Annotated in this window: 14 protein-coding genes, 1 pseudogene and 1 riboswitch; of the genes and pseudogenes, 7 read left to right on the top strand and 8 right to left on the bottom strand. The window is 75.5% G+C overall.

The annotated features are described in order from the left end of the window. The 6 genes from GA0070560_RS08580 to GA0070560_RS08555 form a co-directional block, all read right to left on the bottom strand. Entirely contained in the window at window positions 1–1,212 is a 1,212-nt protein-coding gene (locus GA0070560_RS08580; protein ID WP_091293459.1) for a phage tail sheath family protein, read from the bottom strand. Window positions 1,213–1,235: 23 nt separating this feature from the next. After that, window positions 1,236–1,934: a carboxypeptidase-like regulatory domain-containing protein gene (locus GA0070560_RS08575; protein ID WP_091293457.1), complete on the bottom strand. Its 699-nt coding sequence runs from the start codon at window positions 1,932–1,934 to the stop codon at window positions 1,236–1,238. Continuing rightward, on the bottom strand, window positions 1,931–2,539 hold the full coding sequence (locus tag GA0070560_RS08570) for a glycine zipper family protein (RefSeq protein ID WP_091293455.1): 609 nt from the start codon (window positions 2,537–2,539) through the stop codon (window positions 1,931–1,933). Before GA0070560_RS08570 ends, GA0070560_RS08575 begins: the two co-directional genes overlap by 4 nt. A gap of 14 nt (window positions 2,540–2,553) precedes the next feature. After that, window positions 2,554–2,898, bottom strand: a complete 345-nt coding sequence (locus GA0070560_RS08565; protein WP_091293453.1) for a hypothetical protein — start codon at window positions 2,896–2,898, stop codon at window positions 2,554–2,556. A gap of 110 nt (window positions 2,899–3,008) precedes the next feature. Beyond that, a complete protein-coding gene (locus GA0070560_RS08560; RefSeq protein WP_139131458.1) occupies window positions 3,009–3,812 on the bottom strand; it encodes an LppM family (lipo)protein in 804 nt (267 codons plus the stop codon). Between the two features lie 171 nt (window positions 3,813–3,983). Further along, window positions 3,984–5,210, bottom strand: coding sequence for an FAD-dependent monooxygenase (locus GA0070560_RS08555; RefSeq protein ID WP_245675421.1), 1,227 nt, complete (start codon window positions 5,208–5,210; stop codon window positions 3,984–3,986). Window positions 5,211–5,245: 35 nt separating this feature from the next. On the opposite strand from GA0070560_RS08555, the gene GA0070560_RS08550 reads away from it, so the two are divergent. After that, window positions 5,246–5,875 carry a TetR/AcrR family transcriptional regulator gene (locus GA0070560_RS08550; protein WP_091293446.1) on the top strand — a complete coding sequence of 210 codons (630 nt, stop codon included), beginning with the start codon at window positions 5,246–5,248 and terminating at the stop codon, window positions 5,873–5,875. Window positions 5,876–5,917: 42 nt separating this feature from the next. Here GA0070560_RS08550 and GA0070560_RS08545 read toward each other — a convergent pair whose 3' ends face one another. Continuing rightward, window positions 5,918–6,850 carry an AraC family transcriptional regulator gene (locus GA0070560_RS08545; RefSeq protein ID WP_091293443.1) on the bottom strand — a complete coding sequence of 311 codons (933 nt, stop codon included), beginning with the start codon at window positions 6,848–6,850 and terminating at the stop codon, window positions 5,918–5,920. A 465-nt stretch (window positions 6,851–7,315) separates the two neighbouring features. Here GA0070560_RS08545 and GA0070560_RS08540 point away from each other — a divergent pair, with 465 nt between their 5' ends. The 3 genes from GA0070560_RS08540 (at window position 7,316) to GA0070560_RS08530 (ending at window position 9,948) form a co-directional block, all read left to right on the top strand. Next, entirely contained in the window at window positions 7,316–8,545 is a 1,230-nt protein-coding gene (locus tag GA0070560_RS08540) for an MFS transporter (protein ID WP_091293441.1), read from the top strand. An 80-nt stretch (window positions 8,546–8,625) separates the two neighbouring features. Then, window positions 8,626–9,522 carry an aldo/keto reductase gene (locus GA0070560_RS08535; protein WP_091293439.1) on the top strand — a complete coding sequence of 299 codons (897 nt, stop codon included), beginning with the start codon at window positions 8,626–8,628 and terminating at the stop codon, window positions 9,520–9,522. A gap of 90 nt (window positions 9,523–9,612) precedes the next feature. Beyond that, window positions 9,613–9,948 carry a hypothetical protein gene (locus tag GA0070560_RS08530; RefSeq protein ID WP_091293436.1) on the top strand — a complete coding sequence of 112 codons (336 nt, stop codon included), beginning with the start codon at window positions 9,613–9,615 and terminating at the stop codon, window positions 9,946–9,948. 6 nt (window positions 9,949–9,954) lie between these two features. Here GA0070560_RS08530 and GA0070560_RS08525 read toward each other — a convergent pair whose 3' ends face one another. Next, on the bottom strand, window positions 9,955–10,812 hold the full coding sequence (locus GA0070560_RS08525) for an MBL fold metallo-hydrolase (protein ID WP_091293434.1): 858 nt from the start codon (window positions 10,810–10,812) through the stop codon (window positions 9,955–9,957). Window positions 10,813–10,831: 19 nt separating this feature from the next. Further along, window positions 10,832–10,961, top strand: a riboswitch (cobalamin riboswitch). 46 nt (window positions 10,962–11,007) lie between these two features. Here GA0070560_RS08525 and GA0070560_RS29765 point away from each other — a divergent pair. From GA0070560_RS29765 to GA0070560_RS08515, 3 genes and pseudogenes are all read left to right on the top strand, one after another. Beyond that, window positions 11,008–11,136: a hypothetical protein gene (locus tag GA0070560_RS29765; protein ID WP_281183835.1), complete on the top strand. Its 129-nt coding sequence runs from the start codon at window positions 11,008–11,010 to the stop codon at window positions 11,134–11,136. Between the two features lie 142 nt (window positions 11,137–11,278). Then, entirely contained in the window at window positions 11,279–14,947 is a 3,669-nt protein-coding gene (gene cobN, locus GA0070560_RS08520; RefSeq protein ID WP_091293431.1) for a cobaltochelatase subunit CobN, read from the top strand. A gap of 55 nt (window positions 14,948–15,002) precedes the next feature. After that, window positions 15,003–17,263, top strand: a pseudogene (locus GA0070560_RS08515) (VWA domain-containing protein); the annotation flags it as partial. Window positions 17,264–17,313: the final 50 nt, after the last annotated feature.

Genomic DNA, 17,313 nt, shown 5'->3' with positions numbered 1-17,313 from the left:
TCAGCCTCCGATCGTCTCGGTCTCGGCGCCGCCGGCCCACTGGCTCAGCTTGAACACCACGAACTCGGCGGGCTTGACCACCGCGATGCCGATGTGCGCCACCACCATCCCGGCGTCGCGGACGTCGGCCGGGTTGGTCTCCTCGTCGCACTTGACGAAGAACGCCTCCTCGGGCGTACGGCCCAGCAGCGCGCCGTCGCGCCACACCCGGGTGAGGAACGCGCCGATGTCCCGGCGGATCGAGCGCCACAGCGAGAAGTCGTTCGGCTCGAAGACCATCCACCGGGTGCCGTTGGCGATCGCCTGCTCGATGGAGATGGAGAGCCGCCGGACGTTGAGGTAACGCCACTCGCCGGCCTCGGCGGCGAGCGTACGGGCGCCCCAGACCCGGATGCCCTCGCCGGCGAAGTAGCGGATCACGTTCACGCCCTTGGGGTTGAGCACGTCGTGCTCGGGGCGGGTGACCAGGTACTCCAGGTCGACCGCGCCGCGTACCGGCTCGTTGGCGGGGGCCTTGTGCACCCCGCGCAGGGCGTCGGTGCGGGCCCAGATGCCGGCCATGTGCCCGCTCGGCGGGGTGGCCACCAGTTCGCCGTTGATCGGGTCGCGCACCCGCAGCCAGGGGAAGTAGAACGCGCCGAAGTCCGACTGCCGGGGCCGGTACGCCTTCGGCGTCTGGTCGTCGTCCGGTTTGCCGGCGCTGCCGGCGGGTTTGCCGTCGCGGGCGGTGGCGACCCGGGTCAGCGCGGAGACGTCGTCGACGCCGGGTGGCGGGTCGCAGATGGCGACCATGGTGCGCAGCCGCTCGGCGGTGGCGAGCAGCGCCTCGTGCGAGACCGGGTCGTGGAAGCCGGGCGCGGCGAGGATGGCGACCTCGTCGACCGCCTCCAGCAGTTGCAGGCCGGTGCGCCGCCGGCCGGAGCCGGTGAGCTGGCCGCCCTCACCGACGTTGACCACCCAGCAGCGGGTGCCGCCGTTGTCCAGGAAGCCGAAGACCGCGCGGGCCAGCGGCGTGCTCTCCGGACGCTCACCGGAGGCGTAGAGCCGCAGGAACTCCGACCAGCTGTTCACCGGCACCGCCCGGTCCACGTGCGCGGTGCGGTCCGGGGCGACCCCGACGAACGCGGCGGTGCTGGTGCCGATCGGCCCGATCGGGTGGGAGCCGCCCGGCACCTCCTCGACGTAGATGCCGGGGGAGAAGTAGTGGGGCATCGGTCCTCCTGGTGCTTCTCGGGTCAGCGGGCCGGCGGTGCGCAGACGATGACGAGGTCGGTGTCGGCCGGGTCCACCTCGGCGGTGAGGGTGTGACCGCGGCCGACCAGGCGCAGTCGGACCGGCCGGCCGGGCTGCTCCGGGTCGTGCGGCACGCCGTCGAGCCGGAACCGGCCGGCGGCGTCGGTGTGCGTCGCGTACGGGGTGCCGGCCAGTTCGACCCGCATGGCGGCCAGGGGCTGCTCCTGCGGGCCGACCACCCGGCCGTCCAGGGGACGCATCGCCACCTGCCGCAGCCGCAGCGGGCGCAGCACCGGCGGGGCGACGGGCGCCGGCCGGGCCACCTGCGCCGGCACGTCGATCAGCAGTGCCGGCCGGGGCGGCACCCCGAACGCGCGCCACAGTCCCGGGTCGCCGGCCTCCAGCACCACCTCCGGCTCCCCGGCGGTGACGGCGGCGGCGAGCACCCGGTCCAGCCGGGGCAGCGCCGCCGGCCCGGCCGCCGCGAGCAGGTGCCGGACCTGGAACCGGTACGCCTGGCGGCCGCCGGTGCCGTGGGTCTGCCGGGCGGGCCGCAGTTCCAGCGGCCACACGGTCAGCCCGTCGGCGGCCCCGCCGTCGGTGGGCGGGCCGACCGGGACGGCCGCGCCGGCCGTCCCGGCCAGCCACGCCGCCAGGTCGGCGGTGGCCGCCTCGATCGGTCCACGCCCGTCGTCGGTCATCGCGGCGGCGTCCCCTGGATCCGGTACGCGATGGCCTCGTTCCAGACGTGCGGGTAGACGCCGATCTCGAAGTACCGGGTGAAGCGGTTGATCGGCGCGTTGGTGTGGTCGTGCCAGAGCAGCCAGACCGGGGCGATGGTGAACAGGACGTAGTTCAGCGCCACCAGCGGCAGGTAGAGCGGGCCGAGCAGCCGGCCCTGGAGGATGTGCACGTCCTCGTGGCGTTGGATGCCGGGGCTGGAGCCGGCGCAGACCGTGCCGATCGTGGTGGCGTACCGGGGGGAGACGCCCTCGACGACGTTGACCCGGCAGCTGCGCTGCGAGACGGTCCGGTCCAGCCGGTGGCCGAAGACCAGGTGTGTGGCGAGGAAGAGCGCGCCGGCGGCGGTGTTGGGCAGGCTCCAGGTGTGGTCGACGACGAAGAGCGCGATGCCGCGGGCGTCCGGGCCGTACACCCCGGCCGAGGCGACCGCCCAGCCGAACGGGGCGCCGACGAGGAGTCCGACGACCCCGCCGATCACACTGCCGAGGATCCCACCGGCGAGGCCGCCGAGCAGGGCGCCGAGGACGACGTGGACGGCGGCGCTGACGAATCCGAAGATCATGGGGCTCACCTCTCTCAGACCCAGGAGCGGATGAAGCGGGGCTCGCGGTTCTGCGCGAGCTGGGTGGGCGACGCCTGTGTCGCCTGTCGGTTGCCCGGCGGCAGCTGGTTGGCGCCGAGGGCGGCGGAGAAGATGACCAGCCCGTTGAAGAACGCGATGATCCACTTCTCGGCGCCGGCGTCGGCGGCGAACGCCGCGGTGGCGTAGGAGAGCGCGAGGGCGACGCCCAGCGCGATCCACTTGCGGGCCTTGTCGCCGTGGGGGCCGATCAGCCCGCCGACGACGTTGGCGGTCAGCAGGGTGGCGGCGCTGGCGCCGGTGAGGCTGCCGAGGGCGGCCCAGGTGAAGAGATCGTTCACGGCGTTCTCCCTTCGGACGGTGCGGTGCAGCGGGTGGGGTGGTGGGGAGGTGCGACGGCCGGTAGGCGGACGTCCGGGTGACGGTGGTGGGTGGTCGGGCCGGTGGCCGGTCAGACCGACCCCGGATGCTCCACCGCCGATGCGGCGGTGGGAGTGTCCGTCGGGGCCGACGGGGTCGGGGCGGCACCGCCCCGTCGCCGCAGCAGGACGACGACGGCCGCGCCGGCCAGCAGCACGGCCAGGCCGACGCCGGCGCCGACCACGAGCCACGGGAAGGAGCCGTCGTCGGCGTCCCGGGTCGTGCCGCCCGGCTCGGTGGCGGCCGGCGCGGCCGGTGGCGGCGCCTCGGCGACGGCCCGCAGTTCGGTCGGCTTGTCGCGGTTCGGCCCGACCTTCCAGGTGACCGACCGGCCGGTCACCGCGCCGTTGGAATCGATCACCCGACCGGGAAAGGTCACGGAGATCTCGAACGACGCCGACTGGAGGAACAGGGCCTGGTTACGCGGATCCTGTTCGGCCACCTTCCCGCCGTATTTCCGCGGATCGAGCGAGAGGTGGAACCGGAGGAGATCGCCGTCCCGGACCAGATTGAGGCTGTCGCTGCGGAAATCCGCGAGCGGGGTACGCCGATAATTGATCAGAGAACCGTAGTGGGTCGGGTTCTCGTAGACGCTCTCCTCGCCGGGCGGCAGCGAGGGCATGTTCTGCCGCAGCTCGGCGAAGCCGACCTGGACGGTCCTGTTCCTGGTGGTCAGCCACCTCTTCTCGGCGGTCAGGAGCAGTTGTCCGTCGACCGTGTCATCGGCGTGGACGGTGAGCCCGACGTGCAGTTGCATGCAGCCGGCGAGCGCGGCCACCAGCGCGAGACACACCGCGACGCGGAATGCCCTGCCGCGTGTGAGTCCCGTATTCATGTCAGCAGTGTGTGTGATCGGCGTCACCGGGAGCAGTCAATGATCAGTCACATCGTTGTCGCCGATCTTACCGGTGCGATATCCCTTTCGGTGGAGCCGGAAAAACGAGCGCGGCCGATAATCTGAAAGGTTGGCCGGGCGCACAATTTCCCGCACGATCCGGGGGCTTCGTCACCACGGTCGGGCCGAGCGGTCTGTCGCCGGCTCAGGGAGCGGCGGGTGCCAGTCGGCGTACCGGGCGGCCTGGCGCAGCGCCATCGCCGACGGGGTGAGCCGGATCAGGGTGTCGCGGAACGCGACCGCGACCGGGTGGCGCAGCTGCTGGCCGTACCGGCCGGCGCGGGCCGAGGCGCGGGCGAGCGCCTGGGTGCGCGGGCGGCGTTCCCGGTCGTACCGGTCGAGGGCGGTGTCCAGGTGGGCCGGCCCGCCGGCGCACGCCGCGCCGAGGGTCACCGCGTCCTCGATCGCCTGGGCGGCCCCCTGCCCGAGGTACGGGGTCATCGCGTGCGCCGCGTCGCCGAGCAGCACCACTCGACCGTGCACGTAGGACGGCAGCGGGGTGGCCAGGTGGTACAGGTCGTGCCGCAGCACCTGCTCCGGCGCGGTGGCGGCGAGCAGCGCCGGGACCGGGTCGTGCCAGTCGCCGAAGTGCTCCCGCGCGGCGGCCAGTTCGTCCGGGGCCCGCCCGCCGGCCGGGGCGGTGACCGCGCCGTACCAGTAGACGCGGCCCCCGCCGAGCGGCACCATGCCGAACTCCGCTGCGGGGCCCCAGCTCACCGCGGTCGGCAGCGGGTCGGTCCAACCGATCGCGGCCCGCCAGGCCGTCGCGCCGGCGTACACCGGCGCGGCGGCGTCCGGCCAGAGCCGGGACCGGACCGTCGAGCGCAGGCCGTCCGCGCCGACGACCAGGTCGGCGGCGAGCGTGGTCGGCTCGGAGTGCCGGCGGTGGCGCACCCGGGCGCCGTCCGGGCCGGTCGTCACGTCGAGCACCTCGGCGTCGGTGCGCAGCGTGCCCGGCGGCAGGGCGTCGCGCAGGATGCCGTGCAGGTCGGCGCGGTGGATGCCGAGCATGGTGGTGCCGAGCTGCCCGGTCATCCCGGCGGCCTCGACCCGGGACAGCCAGCGGCCGGTCCGGGTACGCAGCCCGCCCGGGCCGTCGACGCGGCCGTGCGCGCGGATCGCCGGCCCGACGCCGAGCGCGTCCAGTCCGCGCAGCGCGTTGCTCATCAGGGTCAGCCCGGCGCCCAGCTCGCGCAGCTCGGGTGCGCGTTCCAGCACGGTGACCCGCCAGCCCGACCGGTGCAGGGCGAGCGCGCCGGCCAGGCCGCCGATGCCGCCGCCGACGACCACCGCGTGTCCGTCCATCCCGACCACCTTTCTACAGCTGTAGAAGGTCATACTACAGGCGTAGAAGAAGGCGGAGGTGGTGCAGGATGAACGCTCGGGACGCGCGGGTCGCGGCGCTGGCCGACGCGGCGATCGCGCTGCTTGCCGAGGGTGGCATGCGGGCGCTCACCCACCGGGGGGTGGACGCCCGGGCCGGCATGCCACTCGGCACCACCTCGGCGTACCTGCGTACCCGGCAGGCGCTGATCGAGGCGGTGGTACGGCGGCTGGCCGAGCTGGACCGGGCCGACCTGACCGCGCGGGCACTGCCCACCGGAACACCGCCACCGGGCCCGCCACCCCGGTTGACCGCCGCCGACCTCGACCGGCTCGCCGCCGGCGCCGCCGAGGTGCTCGACCGCTGGCTCACCACCGACCGCGACCGCACCCTCGCCCGGTACGCCTGCCTGCTGGAGGCCGTTCACCGCCCCGAGCTGCGGCCCGTCCTGGAGCACGGCACCGCCCTGCGGGAACAGGCCCGGGCGCTGCTGGCCGGCGCCGGGGCGGCGGACCCGCGCCGGCAGGGCGACCAGTTCGTCGCCTTCGTCGACGGGCTGCTCTTCGACCGTCTGGTCGGCGCCGGGGCACTCAGCGCCCCGCCGCCCGGCACCCCGGAGAGCCGCGCCGACCTGCAAACGGCCGTACGCACCCTGCTGCACGCCTTCACCGGCACCTGACCCGGCTACTCCGCCACCGCCCCCGCCACCGGGGGCGGAGGGTCAAGGGGTACGGGTGCGGTGCTCGCGGGGGCTGACGCCGCGTACCCGGCGGAAGGCGGTGCTCAACGCGAACGGGCTGCCGTAGCCGACCTGACGGGCCACCGCGGCGAGGGTGGCGTCCGGCTCCCGCAGCAGGTCGGCGGCGAGGCTCAACCGCCAGTCGGTCAGGAAGGTCATCGGCGGCTCGCCGACCAGTTCGGTGAAGCGGCGGGCCAGCGCTGCCCGGGAGACGCCCACCTCGGCGGCGAGGGAGGTCACCGTCCACGCCCGGGCGGGTTCGGCGCGCAGCAGCCGCAACGCCGGCCCGACCACCGGGTCGGCGTTGGCCGCGTACCAGGACGGGCCTCCGCCGGGCCGGTCGAACCAGCTGCGCAGCACCGCGATCAGCAGCAGGTCGAGCAGTCGGTCCAGGACCGCCTCCTGACCGGGAGCGTCCCGGGTCACCTCCTCGGCGAGCAGGCCGACCAGGGGGCTGTGCCAATCCTGCGCCCGGACCACCAGCAGGGGCGGCAGCGCGCCGAGCAGCCGCCGGTTGATCTCACCCGGGAGCTGGTACGTGCCGGTCAGCAGCACCGTGTCGCCCGGCGTGCCGGTGCCCCAGGTGCGCACCCCCAGCCCCCACGTCGTGGCCAGCGACTCGCCGCGCAGGTCGGTGCAACGCTGCCCGGGGTGGACGACCACCTGCGCCGGCGTGGCCGGATCGTCGGCGACGGTGTACGCGTCGGGGCCGCGCAGCACCGCGACGTCCCCGGGGTGCAGCAGCTCCGCCGCGCTGCCGTCCGGCACCACCCAGGCGGTCCCGTGCACCAGGGCCACCACGGTCAGCGGCGCGCGGTCCTCGATGCGCAGCGCGAACGGCGGGTCCAGCAGCGACCGGAGCAGGAACGCCCCCCGGGCCCGGGGGCCGTCGAGGAGACCGGTCAACAGATCCACGCCGGAGAGCGTAGACGCTCGCGAATGTCCCTGCGCGTGCGAGCCATTCAGCGTCTCACCGCGGGCGGGTTGACTGGCAGCACATCTGACGGCACTCGTCCTCGGCGGCACCGGCAGGACCGGACGGCGGGTCGCGTCACAACTGGCCCCGTGCGGCGTACCGCACCGGATCGGCTCCCGGGCCGGCACGCGACCTTTCGACTGGACCGACCCGGACACCTGACCGGCCCCGGCTGCTGACCTTCGCCGAGTCGGCCGCCGACATCGCCGCGGTCGGGGCGGTTGGTGACTTCCCTCGGGTCAGGGGGTCGCCTCCTGCTGGTGTTCAGTCGGCGATCCGGTACCACCCTCGGGCTCGACACGCGTGCCCCGCCGGGCGTCGCCCGGGTAAGGGGCGGGGCGGCTTGTGGTGGTAGCGCTTCCAGGTGTGCGATCGTCGGGCACGACACCGACGAGAGGAATCCCGTGAGGTCAGCCGACCCGGTCACCGCGCCGCCCGCCCCCGCCGTACCCCCGGCGGTGCTCGCCGCCCGCACCGGCGTCGCGGTGGTCTTCGCCCTCAACGGCCTCGCCGTCGCCTCCTGGTTCGCCCGGGTCCCCGCCGTCCGTGAATCCCTCGACCTCAGCCCCGGCCGGCTCGGCCTGCTGCTGGTCGCCATGTCGATCGGCGCGATGCTGGCCCTGCCGACCGCCGGGCTGGTCGCCCAGCGCCTCGGCGCGGCCCGGGCGGTGGTGCTCGCCACGGTGCTGCTCTCCCTCGGCCTGGTCGTGGTCGGGCTGGCCGCCGGGGTCGCCGGCTCGCTGCCCGGAGTGGCGGTCGGCCTCTTCGCGCTCGGCTACGGCTCGGGCACCTGCGACGTGGCGATGAACGTCGAGGGCGCGGCGGTGGAGCGGCGGCTCGGGCGTACCGTCATGCCCCGGTTCCACGCCGCCTGGAGCCTCGGCTCGGTCGCCGGCGCCGGGCTCGGCGCGGGCGCCGCGCGGCTCGGCGTGCCGGTCGCCGCCCACCTGGGCCTGCTGGCCGTGGTGGTGCTCGGCGGCACCCTGCTCGGCGCGCGGGCGTTCCTGCCCGCGCAGCGCCCCGAACCGGGCAAGGCCGGGGCGAAGGCCCGACGTGGCGGGCTGCTCACCGCGTGGCGTGAGCCGCGCACCCTGCTCGTCGGCGCGCTGGTCATGGTCATGGCGTTCAGCGAGGGCGCCGCCAACGACTGGGTCGCCGTCGCCTTCATCGACGGGTACGGCGTCAGCGAGGCGACCGGCGTGGCCGTCTTCGCCGTCTTCGTCGCCGGCATGACCCTGGGCCGCACCGCCGGCACGGTCACCATCGACCGGTGGGGGCGGGTGCCCGTGCTGCTCGGCACGATCCTGCTCGCCGCCGCCGGCGCGGGCCTGGCGGTGCTCGCCGGCAACGGGCCGGTGGCGATCGTCGGGGTGGCGCTCTGGGGGCTCGGCGCCTCGCTCGGCTTCCCGGTCGGGATGAGCGCCGCCGCCGACGACGAGGACCGTGCGCCGTACCGGGTCAGCGTGGTTGCGGCGATCGGCTACACGGCGTTCCTGGCCGGCCCGCCGCTGCTCGGCCTGCTCGGTGACCGGGTGGGGACACTGCGCGCGCTGCTGGTGGTGCCGCTGCTGCTGATCCCGACGCTGGCCCTGGTGCCGGCGACCCGCCCGCCGGCGCACCGCTCCAGCACATAGAACCTAACAGCGAAAGATCGTCTCCGGTATCGGGTGCGCGGCCGACTAAGCGGCTCACCGGGGCTGGCTAGGGTCGCCGAATGCCAGTCGACGAGATCACCGCGGCTGCCGCGGGTAGTTGGACCCTGGGCGACAGGACCGTGCACCGGATGGGTTTCGGCTCCATGCGGACCACCCCCGACCCCGACCCGGCCCGCGCGATCCGGGTGCTGCGCCGCGCCGTCGAACTGGGCGTGAACCACATCGACACGGCGGCGTTCTACGTTTCGCCCGGCGGCACCCTCAACGTCGGCGACGGCCCCGCCCGCTACGCCACCGAGCTGATCCGCGCCGCCCTCGCGCCGTACCCGGAGGACCTGGTGATCACCACCAAGGTCGGCTTCGGGTACGACCCGGCGCACGGCCTGCGTGAGGACACCTCGCCGGCCGGGCTGCGCGCCCAGGTGGAGGAGAACCTGCGCCGGCTCGGCCGCGACCACCTCGACGTGGTGAACCTGCGCATCGTCAGGCGGCCGGGACGGGACTCGGTCGCCGAGGCATTCGGCGCCCTCGCCGACCTGCGCGAGGCCGGACTGATCCGGCACCTGGGCCTGTCCAACGTGCGGCTCGACCAGCTGGACGAGGCCCAGGCGATCGCCCCGGTGGTCTGCGTGCAGAACGCCTACGCCGTCGACAACCGGGGCGACCAGGACCCGCTGCTGCGCGAGTGCCGGGCGCGTGCGGTGGCGTACGTGCCGTTCTTCGCGCTGGCCGGCACGCGGCGGGAGTCCGGCGCGGCGGCCGAGCACGCCGTCGCCGTGCACGCCGTCGCCCGCGCGCACGGGGTCACCCCGCACCAGGTGCGCCTGGCCTGGACCCTGCACCGGGGGCCGCACGTGCTGGCCATCCCCGGCACCGGCGACCCGGAGCACCTGGCGCGGAACATCGCCGCCGGGGCGCTGCGCCTGAGCGACGAGGAGATGGCCGCGCTCGGCTGACCCGGTCAGGTCGCTGTCACCGGGCTCGCAGCCTCCTGCCAGGTTCGGGTGCTCCACTGGAGGGCAGGCCGAGCGGGAAGGAGCGTGGAGATGGGCTGGTTCAGCCGACGGCCCCGGGCCGCCGAGGGGACCCCGACCAGGCTCGACCGGGAGGCCACCCGGGAGGACCTCGCGGCGCTGGAGGCGTTCGTGACCAGCCGGCACGGCGTGGAGTTCTACCTCGAACCGGAGACCACCGCCACCGACACCACGGTGGTGGCGATCGCCCACGACGGCGAGTGGATCCGTCGCCGGACCGGCTCGCCGCAGACGGCGGCGAAGCTGGCCCACCGGCACGCGGTGCCGCTCTACGAGGCGGCACGGACCGGCTACCCGGAGCGGATGCGCGTCTGGAACCGGGCCCACCCGGAGCGCCGGATGCGCTGACCCGGCTCAGGCCAGCGCGGCGCGCGCCCCGGCCAGGGTCATCGGCTCCGAGTGGCTGGAGACGTACCAGCCGTAGGCGTCGTCGAGCAGCTGCCGGACCAGCGCGAGGTCGGGGCCGTCGTCCGGCTCGCGCAGGTGCGCCGGCGGCGGGTACCAGCAGTCGCCGAGCAGCATCACCCCGGAGTCCGGCACCAGCACCGCCGTGGAGTCCGGGGCGTGCCGGCCACCGACGTGCCGCAGTCGTACGCCGGTGGGCAGCTCCATCTCGTCGGTGAAGGTGCGCGTCGGCGGCAGCACCGCGAAATCGTCGAAGGTCTCCATGGCCAGGGCCCGGGCCCGGAAGCTGGGCCCGAGCCGGGGCTCGGTGCGGACCTGCTCGCGCAGGTAGCGGTGGCTCCACGGTCGGGCCGCCTCGGCCCGCAGCAGCGACTCCCCGGCGACGTGGCCGACGATCTCCACGCCCGGCCAGGCGCAGGCGCCCCAGACGTGGTCCCAGTGGTGGTGGGTGTAGACCAGCCAGCACGGTTCGGGCAGCCCCGTCGCGGCCAGCGCGGCGCGGATCTCCCGGGCGTGCGCCGGGCTCTGGCCGGCGTCGACCAGCACGCCGCCCCGCTCGTCGGTGATCAGCGCCACGCCGGCCTGGACGGCGAGCGGGTCCGGGTCACCGGGCAGCAGCCAGACCCGCCCGGTGAGGTGCTGGAACGTCGAGCCGCTGATGACGTGCCCCCTCCGATCGAGCGTGGTCGTCGACCCACGCCGGCCGATGGTAGGCGCAGGGCCGACGTCCCGCTGCCCCGTGGACGTCGCTGCCGGCTGGTCGGCAACCGGGCGGCGTTGACCCGGCGGTGACGGGTGTGGCAGCATTCGCGGCCTGACGGCAGTGAAGGAAGCCGGTGCGATTCCGGCGCGGTCCCGCCACTGTCACCGGGGAGCGATCCCCCCTCGTGAGTCACGGCCGTGTGTCTGCGGTTGGAAGGCCGGGGGAGAGCGTCGATCCGGAAGCCAGGATACTTCGGCCGTCGGAGTGACCCCAGGGCGTGGACACCCGAGGAGGACCCGATGACGCGCAGCGTCTCCACCGTCGACGACACCCGTCGTACCCGTGCCGGGCGCGTCGTCGCGCCCCTGCCCGGCCGTGCCGGGGCCGCTGCCGGCCCGCGTGCCGACCGCTCCGCCGTTCACCGCTGAGTCCCGTACCGCGCCGTCCGCGTCCACCGGCTGACCGCCGGTGAACCGGTCGGCCGCTCGGCGTACCCGCTGAACCGCGCCCGCCCCCCGCCCCGCCCGACCGTCCCCGCGCCGGTCCGGGTGTCACTCTCCGGAGCCGTCCGTGCGCATCCTGCTGCTCTCCACCGCCGACACCGACCTGCTCGCCGCCCGCGCCAGCGCCGCCGACTTCCGGCTGGCCAACCCCGCCCGGGTCGACGTCGACGCCGTGCCGGCCCTGCTCGACGGGGTCGACCTGGCCGTCGTACGGCTGCTCGGCGGCCGGCAGGCGTGGCCCGACGGGCTCGCCGCGGTGCTCGCCTCCGGTGTGCCCACCGTGGTGCTCGGCGGCGAGGCGGTGCCCGACGCCGCGCTGATGGCGGCCTCCACAGTGCCCGCCGGGGTGTCCGCCGAGGCGCTGTCCTACCTGGTCGAAGGGGGTCCGGACAACCTGGCCCAGCTGGCCCGGTTCCTCTCCGACACGGTCCTGCTCACCGGCGAGGGCTTCGCCCCGCCCGCGCCCACCCCGGCGTACGGGATCCACGGCGACCGGCCGGTCCACCCGGACCGGCCCACCGTCGGCATCGTCTTCTACCGGGCGCACGCCCTGGCCGGCAACACCGGCTTCGTGGACGCACTCGCCGACGCGGTCGACGCGGCCGGCGGCGACCCGTTGCCGGTCTTCTGCGGCTCACTGCGCGGACTCGCCCCCGGCGACGGGCCACTGGACCTCTTCGCCCGCTGCGACGCCCTGGTGGTGACCGTGCTCGCCGCCGGTGGGGCGGTCGCCGCCGACGCCTCCGGCGGGGGCGACGACGACGCCTGGGACGTCGGCGCGCTCGCCGCCCTCGACGTGCCGATCGTGCAGGCGCTCTGCCTGACCAGCACCCGCGAGCAGTGGGCCGGCAGCGACGCCGGACTCTCCCCGCTGGACGCCGCCATGCAGGTGGCCATCCCCGAGTTCGACGGCCGGATCGTCACCGTGCCGTTCTCGTTCAAGCGGATCGACGCCGACGGGTTGTCGGTCTACGCCGCAGACGGAGAACGGGCCGCCCGGGTGGCCGGCATCGCCGTGCGTCAGGCCCGGCTGCGGCACGTGCCGAACGCCGAGAAGCGGCTCGCCGTCGTGCTCAGCTCCTACCCGACGAAGCACTCCCGGGTCGGCAACGCCGTCGGCCTGGACACCCCCGCCTCGGCGGTGCGGCTGCTCGCCGCCCTCGCCGATGCCGGCTACCACCTCGGTGACGCGCCGCCGCCCACCGACGGTGACGCGCTGATCCACGCGCTGATCGCCGCCGGCGGGCACGACGTCGAGTGGCTCACCCCCGACCAGCTCGCCGCCGCCGAGGCCCGGGTGCCGCAGGAGACCTACCGGCGCTGGTTCGGCCAGGTGCCTGCCGGGCTGCGCGAGCGGATGCGCCAGCACTGGGGCGAGCCGCCCGGCGAGCTGTACACCGACGGCGGCGACGTGGTGCTGGCCGGGCTGCGCTTCGGCAACGTCACCCTGCTGATCCAGCCGCCGCGCGGCTTCGGGGAGAACCCGATCGCCATCTACCACGACCCCGACCTGCGGCCCAGCCACCACTACCTGGCCGCGTACCGGTGGCTGGCCGCGCCGGTCACCGACGGCGGCTTCGGCGCGGACGCGGTGGTGCACCTCGGCAAGCACGGCACCCTCGAGTGGCTGCCCGGCAAGGGCCTCGGGCTCGCCGCCGACTGCGCCCCCGACGCCGTCCTGGGCGACCTGCCGCTGGTCTACCCGTTCATCGTCAACGACCCCGGCGAGGGCACCCAGGCCAAGCGCCGCGCCCACGCCGTCGTCGTGGACCACCTCGTGCCGCCGATGGCCCGCGCCGAGACGTACGGCGACCTGGCGAAACTCGAACAGCTGCTGGACGAGTACGCCACCGTGCAGGCCCTCGACCCGGCCAAGGTGCCCACCGTGCAGGGGCAGATCTGGCAGCTCGTCCGCGCCGCCGAACTGCACCACGACCTGCGCCAGCAGGACATGCCGGCCGCCGACGACTTCGACGACTTCGTGCTGCACCTCGACGGCTACCTCTGCGAGGTCAAGGACGTACAGATCCGCGACGGCCTGCACGTCCTCGCCGAGGCGCCCACCGGCGAGGCCCGGGTCAACCTCGTGCTGGCGGTGCTGCGCGCCCCCCAGGTCTGGGGCGGCACCCGTGCCCTGCCCGGCCTGCGCCAGGCGCTCGCCGCCGGCCACGGCCTCGACGAGCAGGCGCTGCTCGCCGCGCCGGGGGAGCGGGTGGCCGTGCCGCAGACGCTGACCGACGCCGTGGACGGCCCGTCCGCCACCGCCGCCGACGCGATCGACCTGATCGAAGGACTGGCCCGCCGCCTCGTCGTCGGCATGGAGACCCTCGGCTGGGACGGCGACGCGGTCGACGCCGTGGTCGAGGAGGTCGTCGGCCGGCCCGTCCCCGACGCCGCCGAGGTGCTGCGCTTCGCCGCCCGCGAGGTGGTGCCCCGGCTGGCGCGCACCACCGACGAGATCGACCGGGTGCTCGGCGCGCTGGACGGCCGGTTCGTGCCGCCCGGCCCGTCCGGCTCCCCGACCCGGGGCCTGGTCAACGTGCTGCCCACCGGCCGCAACTTCTACTCCGTCGACCCGAAGGCCATCCCCAGCCGCAACGCCTGGGACGTCGGGGTGGCGCTGGCCGACTCGCTGCTCGCCCGGCACCTCGCCGACACCGGGGCGTACCCGCGCTCGGTGGGGCTGACGGTCTGGGGCACCAGTGCGATGCGGACCCAGGGCGACGACATCGCCGAGATCCTCGCCCTGCTCGGCTGCCGGCCGGTCTGGGACGACCGCTCCCGCCGGGTCACCGGCGTCGAGGTGGTGCCCCTGGCCGAGCTGGGCCGCCCCCGCGTCGACGTCACCGTCCGTATCTCCGGCTTCTTCCGTGACGCCTTCCCGCACGTCGTCGCCCTCATCGACGACGCGGTGCGGCAGGTCGCCGCCCTCGACGAGCCGGTCGAGCAGAACCACGTCCGGGCGCACGTCGCCGCCGACCTGGCCGGGCACGGCGACGAGCGCCGGGCCACCGCCCGGATCTTCGGTTCCAAGCCCGGGGCGTACGGGGCCGGACTGCTGCCGCTGATCGACGCCCGCAACTGGCGTACCGACGCCGACCTGGCCGAGGTGTACGCCGTCTGGGGCGGCTACGCGTACGGCCGGGGGCTGGACGGGCGCCAGGCGCGTGCGGACATGGAACGCTCCTTCGCCCGGATCGCCGTCGCGGTGAAGAACCAGGACACCCGCGAGCACGACATCGTCGACTCCGACGACTACTTCCAGTACCACGGCGGGATGGTGGCGATGGTCCGTCATCTCACCGGCGCCGCCCCGGCCGCGTACGTGGGGGACTCGGCGATGCCGCACGACGTGCGTACCCGCACGCTGGGCGAGGAGACCCGGCGGGTGTTCCGGGCCCGGGTGGTCAATCCGAAGTGGATCGCCGCGATGCGCCGGCACGGCTACAAGGGCGCGTTCGAGCTGGCCGCCACCGTGGACTACCTGTTCGGCTACGACGCCACCGCCGGGGTGGTCGACGACTGGATGTACGAGCACCTGGCCGACGCGTACGTCTTCGACGCCGAGACCCGCGCCTTCCTGGAGCAGTCCAACCCGTGGGCGCTGCGCGGCATCACCGAACGCCTGCTGGAGGCCGCCGACCGGGGGCTGTGGGCCGGGCCCGAGCCGGCCACCCTCGACCGGCTCCGCGAGACGTACCTGACCAGCGAGGGCGACCTGGAGGAGTCCCAGTGAGCGCGAGGAGTGAGCCGGTTCTGCGAGCCCCGCAGTCGCGATCGAAGGAGTCCCAGTGAGCGCGAGGAGTGAGCCGGTTCTGCGAGCCCCGCAGTCGCGAACGAAGGAGTCACAGTGAGCGCATACCCGTTCTCGGCGGTGCTCGGCATGGACGACATGCGCCTGGCCCTGCTGCTCAATGCGGTCAGCCCGGCCATCGGCGGGGTGCTCGTCCGGGGCGAGAAGGGCACCGCCAAGTCGACCGCCGTGCGGGCCCTCGCGGCGCTGCTGCCCCCGGTGGACCGGGTGGCCGGCTGCCGCTTCGGCTGCGACCCGGCCGCTGCGGACCCCGGCTGCCCCGACGGGCCGCACCCGGCCGGGTCGCCGGCCGAGCGCCGCCCGGCCCGCCTGGTCGAGCTGCCGGTCGGCGCCGCCGAGGACCGGGTGGTCGGCTCGCTCGACCTGGAGAAGGCCCTCGCCGAGGGGGTACGCGCCTTCGAGCCGGGACTGCTCGCCGCCGCGCATCGTGGGGTGCTCTACGTCGACGAGGTGAACCTGCTCCATGACCACCTGGTCGACCTGCTGCTCGACGCCGCCGCGATGGGCCGCTGCCACGTCGAGCGGGAGGGCGTCTCGGTCAGCCACGCCGCCCGGTTCCTGCTGGTCGGCACGATGAACCCGGAGGAGGGGGAGCTGCGCCCGCAGCTGCTCGACCGGTTCGGGCTCACCGTCGAGGTGGCCGCCAGCCGCGACCCCGCCGTACGGGTCGAGGTGGTCCGCCGCCGGCTCGCCGCCGACGCCGACCCGACCGGGTTCGCCGCCGGCTGGGCCGACGCCGACGCGCAGGTCGCCTGCCGGGTGGCCGCCGCCCGGGCGCGGCTGGAGCGCGTGCTGCTGCCCGACGCGGCGCTGCGGCAGATCGCCGAGGTGTGTGCCGCGTTCGACGTCGACGGCATGCGCGCCGACATCGTCACCGCCCGTACCGCCGTCGCGCACGCCGCCTGGCAGGGCCGGGAGCGGGTGACCGCCGAGGACGTCCGGGTGGCCGCCCGGCTGGCCCTGCCGCACCGGCGTCGCCGGGACCCGTTCGACACCCCCGGCCTGGATGACGAGCGGCTCGACGAGGCGCTGGAGCGGGCCCGCGAGGAACACCCCGACGACCCGGACGACGACGGCCCGGGCGGCGGTCCGGGCCCCGGTGGGCCCGGTGGACCCGGCGGCGGTGGCCGGGACCCGGGCGCCGGCCGCGACGTGGGTGGTCCGGTGACCGGGCAGGACCGTGGACCGGACGCCGACGACCTCGCCGGGCGACCGGGGGACGCTCCCGCACGGCAGCACGCTGACCTCGACCTCTCCGGCGACGGTGACCCTTCGGACCGGGGGCCGGAGGCTGTCGACCGGTGCGCCGGCGACCGACGGCGTGACGGGATGGACGGTGGACCGGATCAGCGCGCCGATCCGTTCGACGGTAACGCCGGGCACCGCGCCGGTGACGACGGCCGGCCGCGCTCCGGGCCGGACGCGCACCGGGCGCAGGCGGTCGCCGTACCCGAGCAAGGGCTGAAGGCGCGGCTGTTCACCGCGCCCGGGGTCGGCGACGGGGTGCCCGGGCGGCGGTCCCGGGCGCGGACCGGACGGGGCCGGACCACCGGCGCGCGGGTGCCCGCCGGCCGCCCGGGCGCGCTGCACCTGCCGGCGACGCTGCGCGCCGCCGCTCCCCGCCAGGCCGGCCGGGGCCGGCGCGACGGGCCGCTCGTGCTGCGCCCCGACGACCTGCGGGAGGCGGTCCGGGAGGGGCGCGAGGGCAACCTCGTGCTCTTCGTGGTCGACGCCAGCGGGTCGATGGGGGCCCGGCAGCGGATGTCCGCCGTCAAGGGCGCGGTGCTCGCCCTGCTCACCGACGCCTACCAGCGTCGGGACAAGGTCGCGGTGGTCGCGTTCCGGGCCACCGGCGCGCAGGTCCTGCTGCCGGCGACCTCCTCCGTGCTGGCCGCCTCGGCACGACTGGCCGAGCTGCCCACCGGCGGGCGCACCCCGCTCGCCGAGGGGCTGCTCGCCGCCGCCGACCTGCTGCGGGTGGAACGGTTGCGCGACCCGCGCCGCCGCCCCCTGGTGCTGGTGGTCACCGACGGCCGGGCCACCGCCGGGGCACGCCCGCTGGACCGGGCCGCCCGCGCGGCGGCCGTGCTGGCCGCCACCGGCACGCCTTGCGTCGTCGTCGACTGCGAGTCCGGGCCGGTCCGCCTCGGCCTGGCCCGCCGCCTCGCCACCCAGCTCGGCGCGGACCACCACCCGCTCGACGCGGTGGCCGCCGACCCGCTCGCCGGCCTCGCGACCCACCCCGCCGCGCCGTCGCGTCCCCGGGCGCTGCCGGTGTCGCCGTCGCG

Source organism: Micromonospora halophytica (genome assembly GCF_900090245.1).
Taxonomy (GTDB): Bacteria; Actinomycetota; Actinomycetes; order Mycobacteriales; family Micromonosporaceae; genus Micromonospora; species Micromonospora halophytica.
This window is presented reverse-complemented; position numbering and strand designations above follow the sequence as displayed.

Excerpts from the sequence above, each read along its gene's own strand:
- GA0070560_RS08530 (WP_091293436.1), top strand. The coding sequence starts at position 9,613 with ATGGGCTGGTTCAGCCGACGGCCCCGGGCCGCCGAGGGGACCCCGACC.
- GA0070560_RS08525 (WP_091293434.1), bottom strand. The coding sequence starts at position 10,812 with ATGCTGCCACACCCGTCACCGCCGGGTCAACGCCGCCCGGTTGCCGAC.
- GA0070560_RS08535 (WP_091293439.1), top strand. The coding sequence starts at position 8,626 with ATGCCAGTCGACGAGATCACCGCGGCTGCCGCGGGTAGTTGGACCCTG.
- GA0070560_RS08570 (WP_091293455.1), bottom strand. The coding sequence starts at position 2,539 with ATGATCTTCGGATTCGTCAGCGCCGCCGTCCACGTCGTCCTCGGCGCC.
- GA0070560_RS08550 (WP_091293446.1), top strand. The coding sequence starts at position 5,246 with ATGAACGCTCGGGACGCGCGGGTCGCGGCGCTGGCCGACGCGGCGATC.
- GA0070560_RS08575 (WP_091293457.1), bottom strand. The coding sequence starts at position 1,934 with ATGACCGACGACGGGCGTGGACCGATCGAGGCGGCCACCGCCGACCTG.
- GA0070560_RS08560 (WP_139131458.1), bottom strand. The coding sequence starts at position 3,812 with ATGAATACGGGACTCACACGCGGCAGGGCATTCCGCGTCGCGGTGTGT.
- GA0070560_RS08580 (WP_091293459.1), bottom strand. The coding sequence starts at position 1,212 with ATGCCCCACTACTTCTCCCCCGGCATCTACGTCGAGGAGGTGCCGGGC.
- GA0070560_RS29765 (WP_281183835.1), top strand. The coding sequence starts at position 11,008 with ATGACGCGCAGCGTCTCCACCGTCGACGACACCCGTCGTACCCGTGCC.
- GA0070560_RS08555 (WP_245675421.1), bottom strand. The coding sequence starts at position 5,210 with ATGACCTTCTACAGCTGTAGAAAGGTGGTCGGGATGGACGGACACGCG.